Source organism: Rhodococcus sp. AC861, from assembly GCF_979256035.1.
This window is the reverse complement of the sequence record NZ_CEEDMW010000003.1, coordinates 369989-389638: the sequence shown is the minus strand read 5'-3', so window position 1 is coordinate 389638 and position 19650 is coordinate 369989. Positions and strand designations below refer to the sequence as shown.

Below are 19650 nucleotides of genomic sequence, written 5' to 3'. Positions count from 1 at the left end.
TGTCATTCTTCGAGGCCTACCCACCACGAGTCGGAAATCTCGCCCGAGGCCACCAGAACCGAGGGACCGCGCATCCACGCCGCTCCGTCCGAGACGCGCACCGACACCGTTCCCCCGGGAACGTGCACGGTCAGCTCTCCGTCGCCCGACCCGTCGTGGCGCAGGGCCGCCACTGCTGCGGCGACTATTCCGGTCCCGCACGACCGGGTCTCTCCGACGCCTCGCTCGTGGACTCGCATGCTCACGTGGCCGTCCTTCGGGACGGTGACGAACTCGATGTTCACACCGTGCGGGTAGACGGCATCGTCGAAGCCGGGCTGACGGGTCAGATCCAGCGATCCAAGCGCATCGCCCTCCAGGTCGGCGGACACGCACACCAGATGGGGGTTCCCGACGTCGACTCCGAGGCCGGTGAACGTCCGCTCGCCGACGACGGCGTCCGAGGACTCGAACACCCGCACGGCGCCCATCTCGACCGTCACCTCGGCGTCGGTGGCGTCGTGGGAATGCACGTCCACCGGCTTCCCGCCGGCCCGCGACCCCACCACGAACCGGTCGGAGGTGACCAGACCCGATGCGCGCACGTAGTGCGAGAAGACCCGTACACCGTTGCCGCACATCTCCGCGATCGATCCGTCGCCGTTGCGGTAGTCCATGAACCAGTCGTCGGACGAGACACCGTCGGGCAGCGCATCGAGGATTCCGCGCGCCACCAGCGCGCCGCTGCGTGCGACCCGGAGAACACCGTCCGCTCCGATTCCCGCACGACGGTCACACAGTGTCGCGACACGACGAACGGTCAGATCGAGGAGCGCATCGGGGTCCGGCAGCACGACGAAGTCGTTCTGCGTCCCGTGTCCCTTGGTGAACTGCATGCGTCCAGTCTCCCATCAGGTCAGCGCCGGAGGCGCTGCCGGGCGATCTCGTACAGGCCCACCGCGCCGGCGGACGGCGCGCCGAGCGAACTCGCCGACCCACCGATGGGAATGGACACCACGACGTCGCACGCGTCGCGCCATGCGGCACTCATCCCCCGCGTCTCGTTCCCGACCACCAGAACGGTGCCTCCGGTGAAGTCGTGCTCGTCGATCGCGACCTCACCGCTCTCGTCGGTCCCGACGACGGTCATCGGGGTGCCCCTGTCTCGGAGACGTCGGACGAAGGCGAGCACCTCGTCCGGACTCTCGACCGACGCGACGGGCATCGCGAACAGTGATCCTGTGGTCGCGCGGACGCAGGCGGGATCGAACGGATCGGCCGCGTGGCCGCTGACCAGTACTCCGGCAGCGGAGAATGCGTCGGACGATCTGATGAGGGTGCCGAGGTTGCCGGGTGACGACGGTCTGTCGAACGCCACGACGACGGGAGCGTCACAGTCGGGTGTCCACCTTGCGAGGTCCTCGAGCCGGGACTGCGCGACGAGGAGCACCTCGGGCGGCTGGTCCGGCCGCTCCCCCAACTCGGCCATGAGTTCGGGAGCCACGGCGACCGCGTCCGCACCGGCGGCGCGGCACGTGTCCACGGTCGAGGTCGCCCACGCCGACAAGGACCCGCCCGATCGGTACAGCACCGATTCCAGCGGCCAGTCCTGCTCGACCGCCACGGTGATCGGGCGCACTCCCTGCACGAGGAAGACCCCCGCCTTCGACCGCTTGCTCCGCGTCACGAGGTAGGACTGCCACTGCTGGAACCGTGCCCCGCGCGACATGACCACCGAGTCACTCATGCATTCCCCGACCTTCCGATGTGCCCCAGTGCCGCGCCGAGCAGATCGGCGTCGCCTCCGCGCAACCACGTGATGCGCGGGTCCCGATGGAACCAGGACCGTTGGCGCCGAACATAACGTCGGGTACCGACGAACGTCAGTTCGCGTGCCCGATCGATGTCGATCGCGCCGTCCAGGAGGTCCAGTATCTGGGAGTAGCCGATCGCGCGGCGAGCCGTCACACCCTCGCGGAGACCGGAGTCCACCAGCGATTCCACCTCCGCCACGAATCCCTCGGCGAACATCTCGTCGGTGCGTCGAGCGATACGTGCGTCCAATTCCTCGGTCTCGCGGTCGATCCCGAGCAGGACCGTGCCCCACCGCGGCGGCGCACCGATGACGGGTGCCGACGCGGCGAAGGGCTGCCCGGTCAGCTCGACCACCTCGAGCGCCCGCACGATCCGCCGACCGTCCGTCGGGAGAATGGACGACGCCGCAGCAGGATCGACGAGTGCGAGCGCGTCGTGCAGGGCGGTCACACCCTCGGCGGCGAGCCGCTCCTCGAGGGACGCTCGGAGCGTTGCATCCGTTGCCGGGAACTGCCACTGATCCACCAGGGCCTGCACGTACATCATCGAACCGCCGACGATCACCGGCACGATGCCGCGCGAGAGCAGATCCTCGATCCGGCTCACGGCGGCGTCCTGGTACCCCGCCACCGTCGCGGTCTCGGTGACCGACAGGACGTCGAGGAGGTGGTGCGGGATCCCTCGCCGCTCCGCGACGGGAGTCTTGGCCGTACCGATGTCCATACCCCGATACTGTTGCATCGCATCGACATTGACGATCTGTCCGCCCAGCTGCTCGGCGAGATCGAGCGCCAGCGCCGACTTGCCCGTCGCCGTCGGGCCGATCACCGCGACCGGCGTCGTCACGCCGCCCACACCGCGACGTGATAGCCGACGCCGTAGGGCGCATCACGGTAGAGGGTGCTGGCTGTGAAGGAAGTGGACCCGACGACGGCAGACGCGACCTGTAACGCAGCTCGTCCTGCCACCCCCAGCTCGCGGCACAGCTCGACATCGAGAGCTCCCAGCGCCGCGGTGTCCGCTGTCGCCACAGCGTCGTCGATCACGCGTTGCAGGCCCTCGGCACGGTCGTCGAAAGCACCGGGTGCCTTGTCCGTCAACATCGTCGAGCCGTCGGCGATCACCAGCAGGCCCACCGGACCCGGGGCCTCGTCGATCGCCGCGCGGACCGACGCCGCAACGCGAGCGCACTCCTCTGCGTCCGCATCGACCGCGACGAGGTACGTCGGGACGGACAGATCCGGAGCGCACCGACCGCGCACCAGTCCCACGGTGAGGCCAGCGAGCTCCATCGACCGATCCGGCTCGCCCTGCGCCGGCGACAGCGAGACCATTACGTCCACACCGAAACCGACGTACGTTCCGACGGACGACGCATCCACCACCGACGACTCCGCGGCCGATCCGACGGCGATCCACGTCTGCGATGCGCGCCGGAGCTCGTCGCCGGCAGCTTGCACCGCCGCGCGGAGATCGGCGAGTTCGGCGCTCGCAGCGCCCGCGAGGGCCTCGGACAACAGTGGAGTCGAGGGGACGACGGCAACGGCGGACAGCACGAACGCCACGGTAGTCGACCGGTCTCGGGCGGCCGTTTTGTCGCCGTCGACAGTGTTTCGATGGTCGTCCCGGCGTCGAGGGGGTTGAATGGGGGCGAGTCGACACGCCGCCGACCTCGTCGGAGGTCTTCGCCGGCCATCCGATGACATGCGTATCAGGCAGCCGTGACGCGCGGCAGAGACGGAGAACACCATGACCGACACGAATTCACCCGAGTCCGGAACGCCCGACACCACGGGCGCGACGCCGTCGACCGCGCCCAGGCCCGGCCCGCGACCGGGACCCCGCCCCGGTGGTGCACCCCGACCCGCGACGCCCCGCACCGAACCGGCAGCGGACTCGTCGGGCTCCGGGTCCTCCGGCACCGAGTCGTCTCCGTCTCACCCCACCCCTCACGTGCCCGCACACCACGCGCCGCATCCCGTCGTCACCCCCGTCGTGACCGACCCGGCGAAGTGGGGCCGCGTCGACGAGGACGGCTCGGCGTGGGTCCGCACCGCGGACGGCGAGCGCACCGTCGGGTCGTGGCAGGCCGGCGACGCCGCGGAGGGCCTCGCTCACTTCGGTCGGCGATACGACGACCTCGCCACCGAGGTAGCTCTGCTCGAAGCGCGGCTCACGTCCGGCGCGGGCGATGCCAAGAAGACCAAGTCGGCCGCGGTGTCGTTGGCCGAGACGTTGCCCACGGCCGCGGTGATCGGCGACATCGATGCCTTGGCGGCTCGGCTGCAGGCAGTCATCGAGCACGCCGACCTCGTCGCCGTGGAGCACCGCAAGCGCAAGGACACCGAGCGCACCGAGTCGACCGCGCGCAAGGAGGCTCTCGCGGCGGAGGCCGAGACGATCGGCAACGAGTCCACGCAGTGGAAGGCCGCCGGAGATCGACTGCGCCTGATCCTCGAGGAGTGGAAGACCATCCGCGGCGTCGACCGCAAGGTCGACGACGTCCTGTGGAAGAGGTACTCGAAGGCCCGCGAAGCGTTCAATCGCCGTCGCGGTGCGCACTTCGCGGATCTCGATCGCGAGCGTGGCTCCGCGAAGGTGCGCAAGGAAGAACTCGTCGCCAAGGCCGAGGAGTTGTCGTCGTCCACCGACTGGGTGGGTACGGCGCAGGTGTTCCGCGATCTGTTGACGGAGTGGAAGGCGGCCGGACGTGCGCCGCGCGACGCCGACGACACGCTGTGGCAGAAGTTCAAGGGCGCACAGGATGTCTTCTTCGCTGCGCGCAACGCAGCTCAGTCCGAGCAGAACGCCGAATTCGAGGCCAACGCCGAGGCGAAGGAGCGACTGCTCGCGGAGTCCGGGCACATCGATCCGGCCAAGGACATGGACGCCGCGAAGGCCGCTCTGCGCACCCTGCAGGACAAGTGGGACGCCATCGGCAAGGTCCCGCGCGAGAAGATGCACGACCTCGAGGGCAAGCTGCGGGCGATCGAGAAGCGTGTGCGCGACGCCGCGGACTCGGAATGGCGGCGCACCGATCCCGAGGCGATGGCCCGCGCAGCTCAGTTCAAGGAGCGCGTAGCGCAGTTCGAGGAGCAAGCCCAGAAGGCGGAGGCAGCGGGCAAGGCGAAGGACGCCGAGAAGGCTCGCGCCCAGGCTCGCCAGTGGCAGGAATGGGCGGACGCCGCAGAGGGCGCACTCGGCGAACTCTGACGGACGATCAGTCGGCGCGGCGCCGGGACGTGTCCAGCACGTTCTCGCGCCGCGCGTCGTCCATGACGGCGGCGTCACGTCGCGCAGCCGCAGCAGCCCACTGAGCGTTGGACCGGTTCCACACCACCTTGAACCAGTGGAACGCGAGCACGATGACGAGCAGCCAGCCCAGCACCAGGCCGATTCCGGGTCCGGCACCGACCACCGTGGCCGGCACCGTCTGCCGTGACCAGATGGCGAGAACACCGAGCACCGTGGCGACTCCCGAGCCGTAGAGCGCTACCCAGGCCAGCGCCCATCGCTGCGTGACCAGCGCCAGAGCGGAGAAGCCGACCGCGAAGACTAGGGTCAGCCACACGAAGATGCGTGAGGGCAGCGCCACCGACTCGGCGACCGCATCGTCGTCGTGGACGAGTACGTCCCACGCGTTCGCGGCTCCGGTGTGCGGCAGGGCGAAGGACAGCAGCAGCAACAGCACGACGACGGCCACGACGACCGCGCGGACGCCGGGATCGATGCGCCCGGAGATCTTCTTCTCCGCGGCGGCCGTATCGGACCCGACTGTCGGATCGGTACTCACAGTGAACATCCCATCGTCGTGACCGGCTCGGCCGCGGGCGCGCCGATGGACGGCAACCCCAACCCGACTCCGACCGGTGCTGTCTTGGGCATGGTGCCCGCTTCGTGGCGATCTCCCGCCGTGGTGCGGCGGTGGACACGCACGGGTACATCCGCCACGAGGTGGTACGGCTTGGCGTCGGTCACGGTCGTGACGACGATGTCTCCGGGACGGATCGACCTGTCGACGGCTCCGGTCGGAAGGAAGTGGACGAGCCGACCGTCTCGGGTCCGACCGCTCATCCGCTCGGTGGCCGCATTCTTCCGGCCGGCGCCGTCGGCGACGAGCAGCTCCACCTCGGTGCCCACGACGCGGCGGTTCTCCTCGTGGGAGATCTCCTCCTGCAATGCGGCGAGCCGTTCGTAGCGTTCCTGCACGACGGCTTTGGGCACCTGATCGGCCATGTCGGCGGCGGGGGTTCCGGGACGCTTGGAGTACTGGAACGTGTACGCGCTGCTGAAGCGGGCGCGGCGCACCACATCCAGGGTCTCCTGGAAGTCCTCTTCGGTCTCGCCCGGGAAGCCGACGATGATATCGGTGGTGAGCGACGCGTGCGGAATCGCGGTGCGGACACGCTCGATGATGCCGAGGAACTTCTCCTTGCGGTACGAGCGCTTCATCGCCCGAAGAATGCGATCGGAACCCGACTGCAGCGGCATGTGAAGCGTCGGGCAGACGTTGTGTGTCGACGCCATGGCCTCGATCACGTCGTCGGTGAACTCGGCCGGGTGCGGCGAGGTGAAGCGGACGCGTTCGAGCCCGTCGATCTCTCCGCATGCACGCAGCAGAGAGGCGAAGGCTCCACGGTCACGCGGCTGCTCCGGATCGGCGAACGACGCCCCGTAGGCGTTGACGTTCTGGCCGAGGAGGGTCACCTCGAGGACGCCCTCGTCGACCAGTGCCTGCACCTCGGCGAGGATGTCGCCCGGCCGGCGGTCCACTTCCTTACCGCGCAGCGCGGGCACGATGCAGAACGTGCACGTGTTGTTGCACCCCACGGAGATGGACACCCACCCCGAGTAGGCGGAGTCGCGCTTCGCCGGGAGCGTCGACGGGAACGCCTCGAGCGACTCCAGGATCTCGACCTCGGCGCGCTGGTTGTGTCGCGCCCGATCCAGCAGTGCCGGGAGGGAGCCGATGTTGTGCGTGCCGAACACGACATCCACCCACGGCGCCTTCTTCACCACCGTGTCGCGGTCCTTCTGCGCGAGGCATCCACCCACGGCGATCTGCATGTCCGGGTTGTCGTCCTTGGCGGGCCGCAGCTGACCGAGGTTGCCGTAGAGCTTGTTGTCCGCGTTCTCGCGCACGGCGCACGTGTTGAAGACGACGAGATCGGGCGCCGTACCGGAGGGAGCCTTCGAGTAGCCCGCTTCCTCCAGGAGCCCGGACAGTCGTTCGGAGTCGTGCACGTTCATCTGGCAGCCGTAGGTGCGCACGTCGTAGGTGCGCCGAGTAACGAGGTCGATCGTGTCCACGACCTCCAGGGTACGGCGGCAGCTCACCTGGCCCGACCGAGCGGTCCGAGTAAAGTTTCCATTACATATCTGCGGTCCCGCGACCGAAACGAGCGATGGCGGTGGAAACTACCTCTAGGGTCATCGCCATGACCCACCCTGACGGCGAGCGCGAACATCGCTCGTCCACAGCATCGTCTGCCCCCATGATCGCGATGCACGGCGTGCAGAAGCACTTCGGTGATCTGCACGTCCTCAAGGACATCGAACTCGACGTTCCCAGCGGCCAGGTCGTCATCGTCCTCGGCCCCTCCGGGTCGGGTAAATCGACGTTGTGCCGCACCATCAACCGGCTCGAGCCCGTCGACGAGGGCACCATCGAGGTCGACGGCAAGGCCCTCCCCTCCGAGGGCAAGTCGCTCGCCGCCTTGCGTGCCGACGTCGGAATGGTGTTCCAGTCCTTCAACCTCTTCGCGCACAAGACGATTCGAGAGAACGTCATGCTCGGACCGACGAAGGTCCGCAAGATGAAGAAGGACGAGGCCGAGAAGACCGCGCAGCGTCTGCTCGAGCGCGTCGGCATCGCCAACCAGGCGGACAAGTACCCCGCACAGCTCTCCGGCGGCCAGCAGCAGCGCGTCGCCATCGCTCGTGCCCTCGCGATGAATCCCAAGGTCATGCTCTTCGACGAGCCGACGTCCGCCCTCGACCCCGAGATGGTCAACGAGGTGCTCGACGTCATGACCTCGCTGGCCAAGGAGGGAATGACCATGGTCGTGGTGACCCACGAGATGGGCTTCGCCCGCCGCGCCGGCGACCGTGTCATCTTCATGGCCGACGGTCAGATCGTCGAGGACACCGATCCCGAAACCTTCTTCACCACACCGAAGTCCGATCGCGCCAAGGACTTCCTCGGCAAGATCCTGAGTCACTGATCTCCCACCTGCTCGTCACAACTTCTGGAGGATCTCGATGAGAATCACCCGCACCGCCCGTGTCGGCGTCGCCGCACTCGCGCTCGCCTTCGCCGCCACCGCGTGTGGTGGCGACGAGGCCACCAGCGCATCGTCCAGCGCCGAGAGCGGCAAGCTGACCGTCGGCATCAAGTTCGATCAGCCGGGTCTGGGTCTGCGCACCCCGGACGGCTCGTTCACCGGCTTCGACGTCGAGGTGGCCAAGTACGTCGCCGGCAAGCTCGGCGTGACGCCCGAGAACATCACGTTCAAGGAGTCGCCGTCCGCCCAGCGCGAGACGTTGATCGAGAACGGCGAGGTCGACTACGTCGTCGCGACCTACTCGATCACCGATGCCCGTAAGGAGAAGGTGGACTTCGCCGGACCGTACTTCGTCGCCGGACAGTCGCTCCTCGTCGCCGACGCCAACACCGACATCACCGGCCCCGAGTCGCTCAGCGGCGGCAAGCGCCTGTGCTCGGTGTCCGGATCCACCCCCGCGCAGAAGGTCAAGGACCAGTACGCGCAGGACGTCCAGCTCCAGGAATTCGACACCTACTCCGCCTGCGTCGAGGCTCTGCGCAACGGCGCCGTGGATGCGGTCACGACCGACGACATCATTCTCGCCGGTTACGCAGCGCAGTACCCCGGTGAGCTCAAGGTGGTCGGCGAGCCGTTCACCGAGGAGCGCTACGGCATCGGCCTGGCCAAGGGCGACGACGAGACGCGCACCAAGATCAACGACGCCATCCAGGCCATGATCGACGACGGCTCGTGGCAGAAGGCGTTCGAGGACACCGTCGGACCGTCCGGCTACCCGCTGCCGGCAACCCCGACCGTCGATCGCTACTGATTCTCTTCTCTTTCCTCGAGACCCGAACGGGCGGTTCACACCGGTGAACCGCCCGTTCGACTCGTCACCGCTCTCGGAAGGAGTCACCGGTGGACATACTGAGTGACTACGCGCCCGACCTCCTCGACGCGTTCTGGATGACGATCAAGCTGACGGTGCTCTCCGCCGTCGGTTCTCTCGTCCTCGGCACCCTGCTCGCGGCGATGCGGGTCTCCCCCGTTCCCGTCGCACGATGGATCGGTGCCACCTACGTCACCATCTTCCGCAACACCCCCCTCACGCTGATCCTGCTGTTCTGCGCGTTCGGGCTCTACCAGACCCTCGGCATCTCGCTGGCGGATCAGGCGTCGCCGACGGGGCAGGCGGACAACAACTTCCGACTCGCCGTCCTCGGCTTGAGCATCTACACGGCATCGTTCGTGTGCGAATCGCTGCGGTCCGGCATCAACACCGTGAACGTCGGGCAGGCGGAGGCCGGACGGTCGCTCGGTCTGACGTTCTCGCAGAACCTGCGTTTCATCGTGCTGCCTCAGGCGTTCCGGGCAGTCATCGGACCCCTCGGCAGCGTGCTGATCGCTCTGACGAAGAACACGACGGTCGCCGCGGCGATCGGCGTGCTCGAAGCGGCGATCCTGATGAAGGAGATGATCGAGAACGAGGCGGCGATCTTCGTCGTCGGCGGCATCTTCGCCCTCGGCTTCGTCATCCTGACCTTCCCCACCGGCCTTTTCTTCGGCTACCTCGGTAAGCGATTGGCGGTTGCCCGATGACCACAGCGAACGCACCTCTGAGTACGGAGGCTCCCCCCAAGAAGGTGGCCTCGGCCGAACGCGCGACCGTTCTGTACGACGCGCCCGGTCCCCGCGCGAAGGTCCGCAACCACATCATCTCCGCGGTGGTAGCGGTCCTGGTGTTGCTGGTCGCCTACGTGATCTACGCGAAGCTGGACGAGAAGGGCCAGTTGACGTCGGAGAAGTGGAGCCCCTTCACCGAGTCCTCGACCTGGACGACATATCTGATCCCCGGCATCCAGGGGACGCTGATCGCCGCGTTCCTGTCCATCGTGTTCGCACTGATCCTCGGCGCCGTCCTGGGCATCGCGCGCCTGTCCGACCACCGGCCGGTGCGACTGGTCGCGGGATTCTTCGTCGAGTTGTTCCGCGCCATCCCGGTGCTGATCCTGATGATCTTCCTGTACCAGTTCTTCGCCGAGTACCAGGTGTTCAAGTCCCGCTACCTCGCTCTGGCTGCAGTGGTGACCGGCTTGACGCTCTACAACGGTTCCGTGATCGCGGAGATCGTGCGCTCCGGCATCAAGTCGCTGCCCAAGGGGCAGACCGAGGCCGCCATGGCGATCGGTCTGCGCAAGGGGCAGATCATGCGCATGATCCTGCTTCCACAGGCGGTCACGGCGATGTTGCCGGCGATCATCTCGCAGATGGTGGTGGCGTTGAAGGACTCGGCGCTCGGGTACATCATCGGCTACGTCGAGGTGGTCCGGTCGGGTCAGCAGGTCGGTGCCTTCTACGGCAACTTCCTGCCGGCGCTGATCATCGTCGCGATCATCATGATCATCCTGAACTCGTTGTTGACCTACCTCGCCACGAAGGTCGAGAAGCGACTACGCCGGGCGAAGAAGAGTCCGGTACCTGTCGATCAGGGCGCCGCCATGGGTGGCGCGACGATCTGACGTTCTAGTACTCGAGGCCTTCGGAATCGTTTCCGAGGGCCTCGAGTTCGTTCTTGACCACCTCGAACGCCATTCCCTGGGCGAAGCCTCGGCGCGCCAACATCGACACGAGCTTGCGAACCACTTTGTCCCGCTGTGCACGGCGTTCCCGCGGGTCCTCGATGTCGTCGCCGAGACTGGACCGCAGAGCCGGAGCCCGCAGCTTCTTGACCACCAGGTCGCGGGCGCGCTCGCGCTCGTCCTCCGGCTCGATGGTGTCCAGCGCTTCGGCGGCGATACCGGGTTCGATTCCCTTGGTTCGGAGTTCGGTGCGCAACGCCTGCTTGCCGCGTCCCGAATACGTGTGCCGTGACTGCACCCATTGATGCGCGAAGTCGCGATCGTCGACCAGCTTGATCTCGGTCAGTCGATCGAGCACCGAGGCGATGATGTCCTCGGTGAAACCCTTCGCGGTCAGACGCTGCTCGAGTTCGGCGCGGCTCCGCGCACGATCGGTGAGCAGACGGAGCGCCGCATCCTTGGCCTGGACGGCGGTGCCGCCGCCCGGCTGCTCCGCGGGCTTCCTCGACCGCTCTCCGGAACGGGACCGGGCGCCCGACTGTCGTCGGGCGCCCGGTTCACGTGAGTCCGACGACTCCCTGCCGTTCACTGTCAGAATTCGACCGGAGCTGCTGCGGCAGCCTCGTCGGTGGAACGGACGTCGGCGCCGATGCCGAGCTTCTCCTTGATCTTCTTCTCGATCTCGTCGCGGATATCGGTGTTCTCGAGCAGGAACTTGCGAGCGTTCTCCTTGCCCTGGCCCAGCTGATCACCCTCGTAGGTGAACCACGAGCCGGACTTGCGCACGAAGCCGTGCTCGACACCCATGTCGATGAGCGAGCCTTCCTTGCTGATGCCCTTGCCGTACAGGATGTCGAACTCGGCCTGCTTGAACGGCGGCGACACCTTGTTCTTGACCACCTTGACGCGTGTGCGGTTACCGACTGCGTCCGTGCCGTCCTTCAGCGTCTCGATGCGACGGATGTCGAGGCGAACGGAGGCGTAGAACTTGAGAGCCTTACCGCCCGTGGTGGTTTCGGGCGAGCCGAACATGACGCCGATCTTCTCGCGCAGCTGGTTGATGAAGATCACCGTCGTGCCGGACGAGCTGATGGCACCGGTGATCTTGCGCAGCGCCTGGCTCATGAGGCGGGCCTGCAGACCGACGTGGCTGTCACCCATCTCGCCCTCGATCTCGGCGCGGGGAACCAGGGCGGCCACGGAGTCGACCACCAGGATGTCGATGGCACCGGAGCGGATCAGCATGTCCGCGATCTCGAGAGCCTGCTCACCGGTGTCGGGCTGGGACACCAGCAGCGCGTCGGTGTCGACGCCCAGCTTGGCGGCGTAGTCGGGATCGAGCGCGTGCTCGGCGTCGATGAAGGCGGCGATTCCGCCGGCAGCCTGCGCGTTCGCGACGGCATGCAGCGCGACGGTGGTCTTACCCGACGATTCCGGGCCGTAGACCTCGACGATGCGTCCACGCGGGAGCCCACCGATGCCGAGAGCGACATCCAGCGCGATGGAGCCCGTGGGAATGACGGCGATGGGCACACGGGCCTCGTCGCCGAGGCGCATGACCGATCCCTTGCCGAAGTTCTTGTCGATCTGCGCGAGCGCGAGATCGAGCGCCTTGTCCCGATCGTATGCAGCTGCAGCCATGATGGTCTCCTTCTCGAAAAGTTCTTGTCCCCTGCTTGTCTGCCGCCAAGGTAGAGGGGGGTACCGACAAGAACCGCCGCGGCGATTCTCCTCGTCTCCGGGTCGACTATAAGCGAACAGGTGTTCGAGAGTGGGCGACACGCCGCGCGGTCACCAGAGAGAGCGCGGCACGTCGAATTCTGCGCACAGAGCGCGCCAGACATCGCGTGGATCCTCGCCGTCCTCGATGGCCTGTGCGGCGGTGCGGTTGCTTAGGCTCAGCAGGAGATGGTCGACCAGCATCGAGTCGCCGGTCACCGTTCCGAACTGCTGGGCGATTCGTTCGTGGAAGTCGGTCAGGCGCACCTGTCCACCGTAACCGGACATCTCCCACGGCCGTATCCGGCCGCCTGTCGGGGAATCAGGCGAAGATTCCTCGACAGACCGCGACCGGGTCGTCCACTGCCCGTGCACCGTCGGCCGCCCTCGTGGCCGCCGCGGCGTAGGCCGGATCACTCAGCACGGTCCGCACGGCGTCCGATATCGCATCCGCCGACACCGGCCGCACGATGACGGCACTCCCCTGACGTGCCGCCCGGTTGGCCAACTCCCATTGGTCTCCGCCGCCCGGAACCACCACGACGGGCACACCCGCGAGCAGCGCTTTGGCCAGCATGCCGTGACCTCCGCCGCACACGACGACGGACGCATGACGCAGCAGTTCGTCCTGCCGTCCCAGGCCGCCGACGGCCCACGGTGGCAGGTCTGCGGGCACGTCGTCGACCGTGCTGATCGCCAGGCGGCGTGGTGCACCGGTCTCTCGTGACCGGGCCAGCGCATCCAAGGTGGCGTCCATCATCGAGACGGCGCCCGTCGCAGCCGTCGACGGCGCCAGCATCACCAGTGGGTCGTCCCCGACGGGGGGTTCCAGGACCGCCGACGTGGGCTCCCACAGCAACGGCCCGACGACGTGCGCTTCCGCCGGCCAGTCGACACGCGGCACCTCGAGAGCCGGGATCGTGGCCACGAGTCGCCGAGCCGGACCCGGATCGACGGACGGGAGTCCCACCGATTCCCGCGCCCGTGAACGCTGCTCGAGCCCTGCCCGCACCGATCGAGCGGTCAAGGCGCGCATGACCGTGTCGCGCAACCTCCCGCGGATCCCGGTGCCGGGCGCCAGTCCACTCCCGATCGGGGGCAGCGACCGAGACGGTCGATAGAGCGGGTGCGGGGCCAGTTCGACCCACGGCACCCCGAGGCGTTCCGCGGCCAGCGACCCTCCGGCGGTCAGGATGTCCGAGACGACGAGGTCCGGTCCCAGGTCGGACAGGACGGGCAGGAGCTGGGTCGACATGTACGCAGCGCGTTCGTGGATGCGCCGTCCGGCGTCCGCATCGTCGTCCTCGGGCCGTGGCTCGAGTCCGGGCAACAACCGGGTGTCGACACCCGCGTCGCGCGCTGCGTCGAGCCAGCGGCGGCCGGTGTAGACCACCGCGTCGTCACCTGCGACGGCCAGTGCCCGGGCGAGGGCGATGGCGGGAAACGCATGCCCGGCGTCAGGTCCTGCCACTACCGCCACTCGCATCGCACGACCCTATGTCAGGGCTGCGGGACGTCAGAAGGTGGACTTCGCAGAGTCCCGGTCACCGGAGATGGCGCGAAAGAGGAAATATGCGGCGGTGCCGACGACAGCGAGGGCCAGCAGCGGGAACAGTGCCTTGACGATCGCGCCGAGGACGATGACGGCGATCCACACCGCGATGATGACTCCGAGAACTTTCCAGAACATGGGCTTCTCCTGATCGACGACGGTGTCACGACGTCTCGGCGTTCTCGCCGACCGTGCACCGGTGATTCCGACAGTGCCAGAGCAGATCGTCGAAAACACGCTTCCGGCAACAACTTCAGGGTCGATACCAGGGTGCACCCCGAGACGGCTCAGGGTGAGGTCAGGGGCGCTGGAGACGCTCGAGGCCGTAGGCCCAACCCTCGAGGCGGTCCGAGGCGAACTGCAAGGCGTCGCGGCGCGAGTCGAGGGCGGACAGCGACCCCGATGCACCGGGCGTCGTGAGAAGGGCGGCAGCGGCGACCAGGCCGTCGTACTGCTGCACGCCGTCGGCCAACCTCGCGGCCGTGGACGATATGGACGTCGACAGGTGGACGGCAGCGCCGGTACTGCCCACCGCGGCTCGTTCCATCGCAACGATGTCGTGGGCCACGGCGGTGAGCGACGCCGAGGCCGCCGCCGCGATACGTGCGGTGTCGTCGACGTCCTCGGCTGCGACCACACCCGACCGGGTGAGGATCCCGAGAAGTTCGTGCAGGCTTCGCTCCGACGCGGCAAGGCGTTCGACCGGTGCGCGAGCGGCCGACCCGACCGGTGGCAACGCACGACGCGCCGGCGCCGACGGGGGAAGCGGAGTGGTTCGAAGCCGTCGGTAGGCCGCCACGGCAGCCACCGCCGGTATCCCGAGAAGAACAGTGGTGCCCGTACCGCCCACGATCAGCCAGTCCGGGGCGGACGTCGCCGCCACCGTCATGGTCGCGACACCGGTCGAGCCCGAGGCAGCGCCGAAGATTCGTGCTCGTCGACGTACCCGGCGACGCTTGCGTTCCGCTTTACGACGCGGGTCGTTCCATGACCGAGCCGCGTCGAGGATGGGACGCGTGGACTCGATCGCACCGAGCGCACGGGCACCACGAGAACCCGAACGGGCGACCCGGGAGGACGCAGCGTCGGCAGCCTGCGTCACCCACGGATGCTGGAAACGGTGCCCTGACATGGCTGATCGGCCCCGACAGCCGACTCAGTTGGCCTGAGGAGGTTCGGGGATCGCATGGGAGGGCGCGGCGTTCTTCTGCAGGGACGCGGTGTCGCCGGAGGTCAGCGAGTCGCCCTTCATCGAGGCGCGGATCTGCTCGAGACGGCTGTGACCCGCCATCTGTACGCTGGCCTGCTGCACTTCCATCATGCGGCCCTGGACCGAGTTCTGAGCGAGCTCGGCGGACCCGAGCGCGTTGGCGTACCGGCGCTCGATCTTGTCCCGGACAGCGTCGAGGCTGGGCGTGTTGCCCGGCGCGGACAGCGTGGAATCCATCGACCGCAGCGACTCGCTGACGCGCTCCTGCATCTTGGCCTGCTCGAGCTGACTGAGGAGCTTGGTGCGCTCGGCGACCTTCGCCTGCAGCGTCATCGCGTTCTGCTCGACAGCCTTCTTGGCCTGCGTCGCGGCCTGGAGCGCCTGGTCGTGGAGCACCTTGAGGTCCTCGACGCTCTGCTCGGCCGTGACGAGCTGGGCGGCGAATGCCTCGGCGGCATTGGTGTACTGGGTGGCCTTCTCGACGTCGGCTGCCGCGTTGGCCTGATCGGCGAGGGTGACGGCCTGACGCGCGTTGGCGTTCAGCTTCTCCACCTCGTCGAGCTGGCGGCTGAGCTTCATCTCGAGCTGACGCTGGTTTCCGATGACGGAGGCGGCCTGCTGCGACAGAGCCTGGTGCTGGCGCTGCGCATCCTCGATGGCCTGCTGGATCTGGACCTGGGGGTCCGCCTTCTCGTCGATCTTCGAGTTGAACAGAGCCATCAGATACTTCCAGCCCTTGACGAAAGGATTGGCCATCGGTTCTTCCTGCCTCCATGAGATACGCCGCCTACGCGACCCGGCTGGCGACCGTCACCGCCGGTAGTTCGTGTCGAGAGAGTGTGTCTGTACTCGGTACCCGTAATGGTGCTCTATCGAACCGGACAGTCCGACCGGTACGGCATATCCGATCAGGCTGCGGCCAGTGCCCGAGCGCTCGGAGCCGGAATGACCACACGAGTGTCGTCGGAGATGTGGGTGGCAGGCGAGGCGGCGTCGCGCGCCGGTGCGGCGTCCACTGCACCTGCAGATCCCGCCATCGTGTCGGTCAGCGACTCGCTCACGTCGAACAGAACGGTCGACAGAGGAACCGCGAGCGCGTCACAGATCGCGTTGAGCAGTTCGCTCGACGCCTCCTTGCGGCCGCGTTCGACCTCCGACAGATAACCGAGGCTCACCCGGGCGGTATGGGAGACCTCACGCAGCGTGCGGCTCTGAGCGACCCGCGTGCGGCGAAGACTGTCGCCGAGTGCCTCACGCAAAAGCAGCGCCATGTGGCCCCTCCTTCATCGTGTCCCAACGTGTCGGGACGTGTCGTGCCATCCAGACGTGCTGTTCCTTCGAGACGTGCTGTTCCATCAGTGACTACAACGCCGAGCGGACCCGATCGGTTCCCGCGACGGAAAGAGATTCCCTCACCGTCACCGGTGGAAGCACCCTAACCCGCTCGCCCGACCCGCACGCGCCGTAGGACGTCCGACACGGCCGCCCCGAGTCGTTCGGATCGTGTACCCCGGTACGAACGGTTCCCACATCCGCGTCGTCATGGGATTCGGACCCGCGACAGCGGATCGGTCATCGGCCGTCGTGAGTCGACCGGACACGGGGACGCGCGGCCTGCACGAGATAGTCGAGCCCGGTCACGACCGTGAGCACCACGGCCACGATCATGACGACCATCGCGGCCGGCATCACCGCGTCGGGAAGCGGCAGCACGATGATGCCGATCGCGACACTCTGCACCAACGTCTTGAGTTTGCCGCCGCGACCGGCAGGGATGACGCCGTGCCGCAGCACCGCGAACCGTAGGAGTGTGATCCCGATCTCGCGGACAGCGATGACCACGGTGATCCACCAGGGCAGGTCGCCCAACAGCGAGAGACCGACGAGAGCAGCACCGATGAGCGCCTTGTCCGCGATGGGATCGGCCATCTTGCCGAACTCGGTGACCAACCCGTGCTTACGCGCCAGCTGACCGTCGACGCGGTCGGTGATCGCCGCGACGACGAAGATTCCGAAGGCGGCCAACCGCCACCGCGTGTCGTGGCCTCCGTCGGCGAACAGCGCCCACAGGAACACCGGGACGAGCGCGATCCTCAGCACGGTCAGAACGTTGGCGATATTGAGCAGCGGGGCCGCACCCACCGGGCTGGACCCGACCACGGCATCTGCACCGGGAGCCGACGCGTCACCAGGACCACGACCGACGTCGTACTGCGCGCTCACGTCGACGCGTCCGCTCGGGAGGCGTGATGTGAGTAACCGGCGCGCGACACACGGTCACAATATCGGTACGTCCGATGACTACTGTTCACCCCATGACTTCCGACCTCGATCCGGACACGGACTCACGGGCGGCGCACGACCACGACGACGTCAGCGACGCCCCTGCAGCGGCCACCGATCGCGTACACCTGCGTCGAGCGCGCACCTCCGACATCCCGGAGATCAAACGGCTGATCGACATCTACGCCGGTCGCATCCTGCTCGAGAAGAACCTGGTGACCCTCTACGAGGCGGTCCAGGAGTTCTGGGTCGCCGAGGTCGACGGTGTCGTCGCCGGGTGCGGCGCGCTGCACGTGCTGTGGGCGGACCTCGGCGAGATCCGCACCGTCGCGGTGGACCCGTCGGTCAAGGGACACGGAGTCGGCCACCTCATCGTGTCGACCTTGGTCGACGTCGCGCGCGAACTCCAGCTGTCCCGGATCTTCGTCCTCACCTTCGAGGTTCCGTTCTTCGCACGCCACGGATTCTCCGAGATCGACGGCACTCCGGTCACGGCCGAGGTGTACGCGGAGATGTGCCGGTCCTACGACACCGGTGTCGCGGAATTCCTCGACCTCAGTTACGTCAAACCGAACACCCTCGGCAACACCCGCATGCTGCTCACGCTCTAGTTCCCCCACCACCCGATCACACACCGCAGGAGAACATCGATGGCCCACTTCCTCGTCAACTACACGTACTCGTCGGCCACTGCCGAGGGACGCGACCGCGTCCGTGCCGAGCACCGCGACTGGCTGCGGGATCTGCTCGCTCGCGACGTCGTGGTGGTGGCGGGGCCGTACGCGGACGACAGCGGCGCCACCATCATCGTCAAGGGTGAGAGCGCGGACCAGGTGGGCACGCTGTTCGCCGAGGACCCGTTCGCGGTGGAGAAGCTCGTCGACGCCGTGGCGATCCAGGAGTGGAAGCCGGTGATGGGCGTCCTCGCGGAGTGACCCGAGCCCCGCACCCACCGGATACGCGAACAGCCCGGCACCTCTCGGTGCCGGGCTGTCGTCGTGTGGGACGGATCAGCGCGAGTCGCGCTCGGTGTCCGTGACACCGGTCGACGTGGTGCCGGTCGACGTGGTGCCGGTCGAGGCGGCCGTGGTGTCGTCGTCGCCGAGGACCGGGCTTCCGGTCTCGTCGCCCTTCGCCGCGGGCTTCGCATCGCCGCGGGTCTTGAGCAGGCTGGCCACGGTGGTGACGATCAGGATGCCCATGATGACACTGAGCGAGAGGCCGGTGCTGATCTCGGGCACCTTCAGGTTCTCGCCGCCGTTGATGAAGCCGAGCTCGTTCTCGTGCAGGGCGTGCAGCACCAGCTTCACACCGATGAACGCGAGGACCAGCGACAGACCGTAGGACAGGTACACCAGGCGATCGAGCAGTCCGCCGATGAGGAAGTACAGCTGACGCAGACCCATCAGTGCGAACGCGTTGGCGGTGAAGACGATGTAAGGCTCGGTGGTCAGGCCGTAGATGGCCGGGATCGAGTCGAGCGCGAACAGGATGTCGGTGAAGCCGATGACGACCAGGGCCAGCAGCATCGGGGTGACCACGCGCTTGCCGTCGATCTTCACCGTCAGACGATCACCGTGGTACTCGTCCGTGGTGGGGAGGATCTTCTTGGCGAACTTCATGATCTTGGTGTCCTGCTGGACCTCGTTCTCCTCCTCTTCCCCGGCTTCCTTGATGAGCTTGTAGGCCGTGTAGATGAGGAATGCACCGAAGAGGTAGAAGACCCAGCTGAAGTTGTTGATGGCCGCGGCACCGAGGGCGATGAAGCCACCGCGCATGACGAGTGCCATCACGATGCCGATGAGCAGCACCTTCTGCTGGTACTGACGCGGCACGGCGAACGTCGTCATGATGATGAGGAAGACGAACAGGTTGTCGACGCTGAGCGCCTTCTCGGTGACGTACCCGGCGAAGTACTCACCGCCGAAGGTTGCGCCGTACTGCCAGAACACGATGCCGCCGAAGATGATGGCGATCGTGATGTAGACGACGGACCACGTCGCCGATTCCTTGAAGGTGGGCTCGTGGGGCGTCTTCACGTGAGCGAAGAAGTCGAAGACGAAAAGTCCGAGAATCACCACGATGGTGACGATCCAGACTGTGGGTGAGACATTCATGTAGCAACTACCTCCGGTAGTCCATGGTTGGGCTCCGGAGGTCTCTCCCACAGTGTCGAACGGTGATGTCTCGTGACCGTCGATACTGCCGATGACCCGGATCGAGGCAGGGCTCGATCGTGCTGACGGG

The 19650-nt window shown here is 67.1% G+C and carries 23 protein-coding genes; 7 read left to right on the top strand and 16 right to left on the bottom strand.

Translation table 11 applies throughout. The features are described 5' to 3' along the window. Positions 1 to 2: 2 nt before the first annotated feature. From dapF to AC0IX4_RS11350, 4 genes are read right to left on the bottom strand one after another with little or no spacing between them, the layout of a single operon-like run. Positions 3 to 875 (bottom strand): diaminopimelate epimerase, encoded by an 873-nt coding sequence (gene dapF / locus AC0IX4_RS11365; RefSeq protein ID WP_471829004.1) that lies wholly within the window; start codon positions 873 to 875, stop codon positions 3 to 5. A gap of 20 nt (positions 876 to 895) precedes the next feature. Next, positions 896 to 1726 carry a TrmH family RNA methyltransferase gene (locus tag AC0IX4_RS11360; protein WP_471829003.1) on the bottom strand — a complete coding sequence of 277 codons (831 nt, stop codon included), beginning with the start codon at positions 1724 to 1726 and terminating at the stop codon, positions 896 to 898. Next, complete coding sequence (gene miaA / locus AC0IX4_RS11355; protein WP_156148729.1) at positions 1723 to 2640, bottom strand: tRNA (adenosine(37)-N6)-dimethylallyltransferase MiaA; 918 nt, start codon at positions 2638 to 2640, stop codon at positions 1723 to 1725. The genes AC0IX4_RS11360 and miaA overlap by 4 nt, the downstream gene beginning before the upstream one ends. Continuing rightward, positions 2637 to 3350: a class III extradiol ring-cleavage dioxygenase family protein gene (locus AC0IX4_RS11350; protein WP_471829002.1), complete on the bottom strand. Its 714-nt coding sequence runs from the start codon at positions 3348 to 3350 to the stop codon at positions 2637 to 2639. The genes miaA and AC0IX4_RS11350 overlap by 4 nt, the downstream gene beginning before the upstream one ends. Positions 3351 to 3543: 193 nt before the next feature. On the opposite strand from AC0IX4_RS11350, the gene AC0IX4_RS11345 reads away from it, so the two are divergent. After that, complete coding sequence (locus tag AC0IX4_RS11345; RefSeq protein ID WP_471829001.1) at positions 3544 to 5007, top strand: DUF349 domain-containing protein; 1464 nt, start codon at positions 3544 to 3546, stop codon at positions 5005 to 5007. A gap of 7 nt (positions 5008 to 5014) precedes the next feature. Here AC0IX4_RS11345 and AC0IX4_RS11340 read toward each other — a convergent pair whose 3' ends face one another. Together AC0IX4_RS11340 and miaB are read right to left on the bottom strand one after the other, a co-directional pair. After that, positions 5015 to 5596: an Rv2732c family membrane protein gene (locus AC0IX4_RS11340; RefSeq protein WP_056074578.1), complete on the bottom strand. Its 582-nt coding sequence runs from the start codon at positions 5594 to 5596 to the stop codon at positions 5015 to 5017. Then, the gene (gene miaB, locus AC0IX4_RS11335; RefSeq protein WP_471829000.1) at positions 5584 to 7104 is read right to left on the bottom strand and encodes a tRNA (N6-isopentenyl adenosine(37)-C2)-methylthiotransferase MiaB; all 1521 of its coding nucleotides are present in this window, start codon (positions 7102 to 7104) and stop codon (positions 5584 to 5586) included. The genes AC0IX4_RS11340 and miaB overlap by 13 nt, the downstream gene beginning before the upstream one ends. 185 nt (positions 7105 to 7289) lie before the next feature. Between miaB and gluA the strand changes: the two genes are divergently transcribed. From gluA to AC0IX4_RS11315, 4 genes are all read left to right on the top strand, one after another. Further along, positions 7290 to 8018 carry a glutamate ABC transporter ATP-binding protein GluA gene (gluA, locus tag AC0IX4_RS11330; protein ID WP_027505130.1) on the top strand — a complete coding sequence of 243 codons (729 nt, stop codon included), beginning with the start codon at positions 7290 to 7292 and terminating at the stop codon, positions 8016 to 8018. Between the two features lie 37 nt (positions 8019 to 8055). Beyond that, complete coding sequence (locus AC0IX4_RS11325) at positions 8056 to 8889, top strand: glutamate ABC transporter substrate-binding protein (protein WP_042572609.1); 834 nt, start codon at positions 8056 to 8058, stop codon at positions 8887 to 8889. Positions 8890 to 8978: 89 nt separating this feature from the next. Then, on the top strand, positions 8979 to 9659 hold the full coding sequence (locus AC0IX4_RS11320; RefSeq protein ID WP_042572608.1) for an amino acid ABC transporter permease: 681 nt from the start codon (positions 8979 to 8981) through the stop codon (positions 9657 to 9659). After that, positions 9656 to 10579, top strand: a complete 924-nt coding sequence (locus tag AC0IX4_RS11315; protein WP_082042786.1) for an amino acid ABC transporter permease — start codon at positions 9656 to 9658, stop codon at positions 10577 to 10579. Before AC0IX4_RS11320 ends, AC0IX4_RS11315 begins: the two co-directional genes overlap by 4 nt. A gap of 4 nt (positions 10580 to 10583) precedes the next feature. Here the strand turns inward: AC0IX4_RS11315 and AC0IX4_RS11310 are convergent, their stop codons facing one another. The 9 genes from AC0IX4_RS11310 to pgsA form a co-directional block, all read right to left on the bottom strand. Beyond that, on the bottom strand, positions 10584 to 11228 hold the full coding sequence (locus AC0IX4_RS11310) for a regulatory protein RecX (RefSeq protein ID WP_471828999.1): 645 nt from the start codon (positions 11226 to 11228) through the stop codon (positions 10584 to 10586). Positions 11229 to 11230: 2 nt separating this feature from the next. Next, positions 11231 to 12280, bottom strand: coding sequence for a recombinase RecA (gene recA, locus AC0IX4_RS11305; RefSeq protein ID WP_042572606.1), 1050 nt, complete (start codon positions 12278 to 12280; stop codon positions 11231 to 11233). Positions 12281 to 12430: 150 nt separating this feature from the next. Then, complete coding sequence (locus AC0IX4_RS11300) at positions 12431 to 12625, bottom strand: DUF3046 domain-containing protein (protein ID WP_471828998.1); 195 nt, start codon at positions 12623 to 12625, stop codon at positions 12431 to 12433. A 55-nt stretch (positions 12626 to 12680) separates the two neighbouring features. Continuing rightward, positions 12681 to 13844, bottom strand: coding sequence for a glycosyltransferase (locus tag AC0IX4_RS11295; protein ID WP_471828997.1), 1164 nt, complete (start codon positions 13842 to 13844; stop codon positions 12681 to 12683). Positions 13845 to 13874: 30 nt separating this feature from the next. After that, positions 13875 to 14048, bottom strand: a complete 174-nt coding sequence (locus AC0IX4_RS11290) for a hypothetical protein (RefSeq protein WP_042572718.1) — start codon at positions 14046 to 14048, stop codon at positions 13875 to 13877. Between the two features lie 160 nt (positions 14049 to 14208). After that, positions 14209 to 15012, bottom strand: a complete 804-nt coding sequence (gene pspM / locus AC0IX4_RS11285; RefSeq protein WP_471828996.1) for a phage shock envelope stress response protein PspM — start codon at positions 15010 to 15012, stop codon at positions 14209 to 14211. A gap of 54 nt (positions 15013 to 15066) precedes the next feature. Continuing rightward, positions 15067 to 15876: a PspA/IM30 family protein gene (locus AC0IX4_RS11280; RefSeq protein WP_471828995.1), complete on the bottom strand. Its 810-nt coding sequence runs from the start codon at positions 15874 to 15876 to the stop codon at positions 15067 to 15069. 152 nt (positions 15877 to 16028) lie between these two features. Continuing rightward, complete coding sequence (locus tag AC0IX4_RS11275) at positions 16029 to 16391, bottom strand: helix-turn-helix domain-containing protein (RefSeq protein WP_042572603.1); 363 nt, start codon at positions 16389 to 16391, stop codon at positions 16029 to 16031. A 301-nt stretch (positions 16392 to 16692) separates the two neighbouring features. Further along, the gene (gene pgsA, locus AC0IX4_RS11270; protein ID WP_231568554.1) at positions 16693 to 17280 is read right to left on the bottom strand and encodes a CDP-diacylglycerol--glycerol-3-phosphate 3-phosphatidyltransferase; all 588 of its coding nucleotides are present in this window, start codon (positions 17278 to 17280) and stop codon (positions 16693 to 16695) included. A gap of 155 nt (positions 17281 to 17435) precedes the next feature. Between pgsA and AC0IX4_RS11265 the strand changes: the two genes are divergently transcribed. Further along, the gene (locus AC0IX4_RS11265) at positions 17436 to 18014 is read left to right on the top strand and encodes an amino-acid N-acetyltransferase (RefSeq protein WP_082042785.1); all 579 of its coding nucleotides are present in this window, start codon (positions 17436 to 17438) and stop codon (positions 18012 to 18014) included. Positions 18015 to 18053: 39 nt separating this feature from the next. Further along, entirely contained in the window at positions 18054 to 18338 is a 285-nt protein-coding gene (locus AC0IX4_RS11260) for a YciI family protein (protein ID WP_042572601.1), read from the top strand. A gap of 75 nt (positions 18339 to 18413) precedes the next feature. On the opposite strand, the gene AC0IX4_RS11255 is transcribed toward AC0IX4_RS11260, so the two are convergent. Continuing rightward, the gene (locus tag AC0IX4_RS11255) at positions 18414 to 19520 is read right to left on the bottom strand and encodes a TerC family protein (protein ID WP_082042784.1); all 1107 of its coding nucleotides are present in this window, start codon (positions 19518 to 19520) and stop codon (positions 18414 to 18416) included. Between the last annotated feature and the right edge of the window lie 130 nt (positions 19521 to 19650).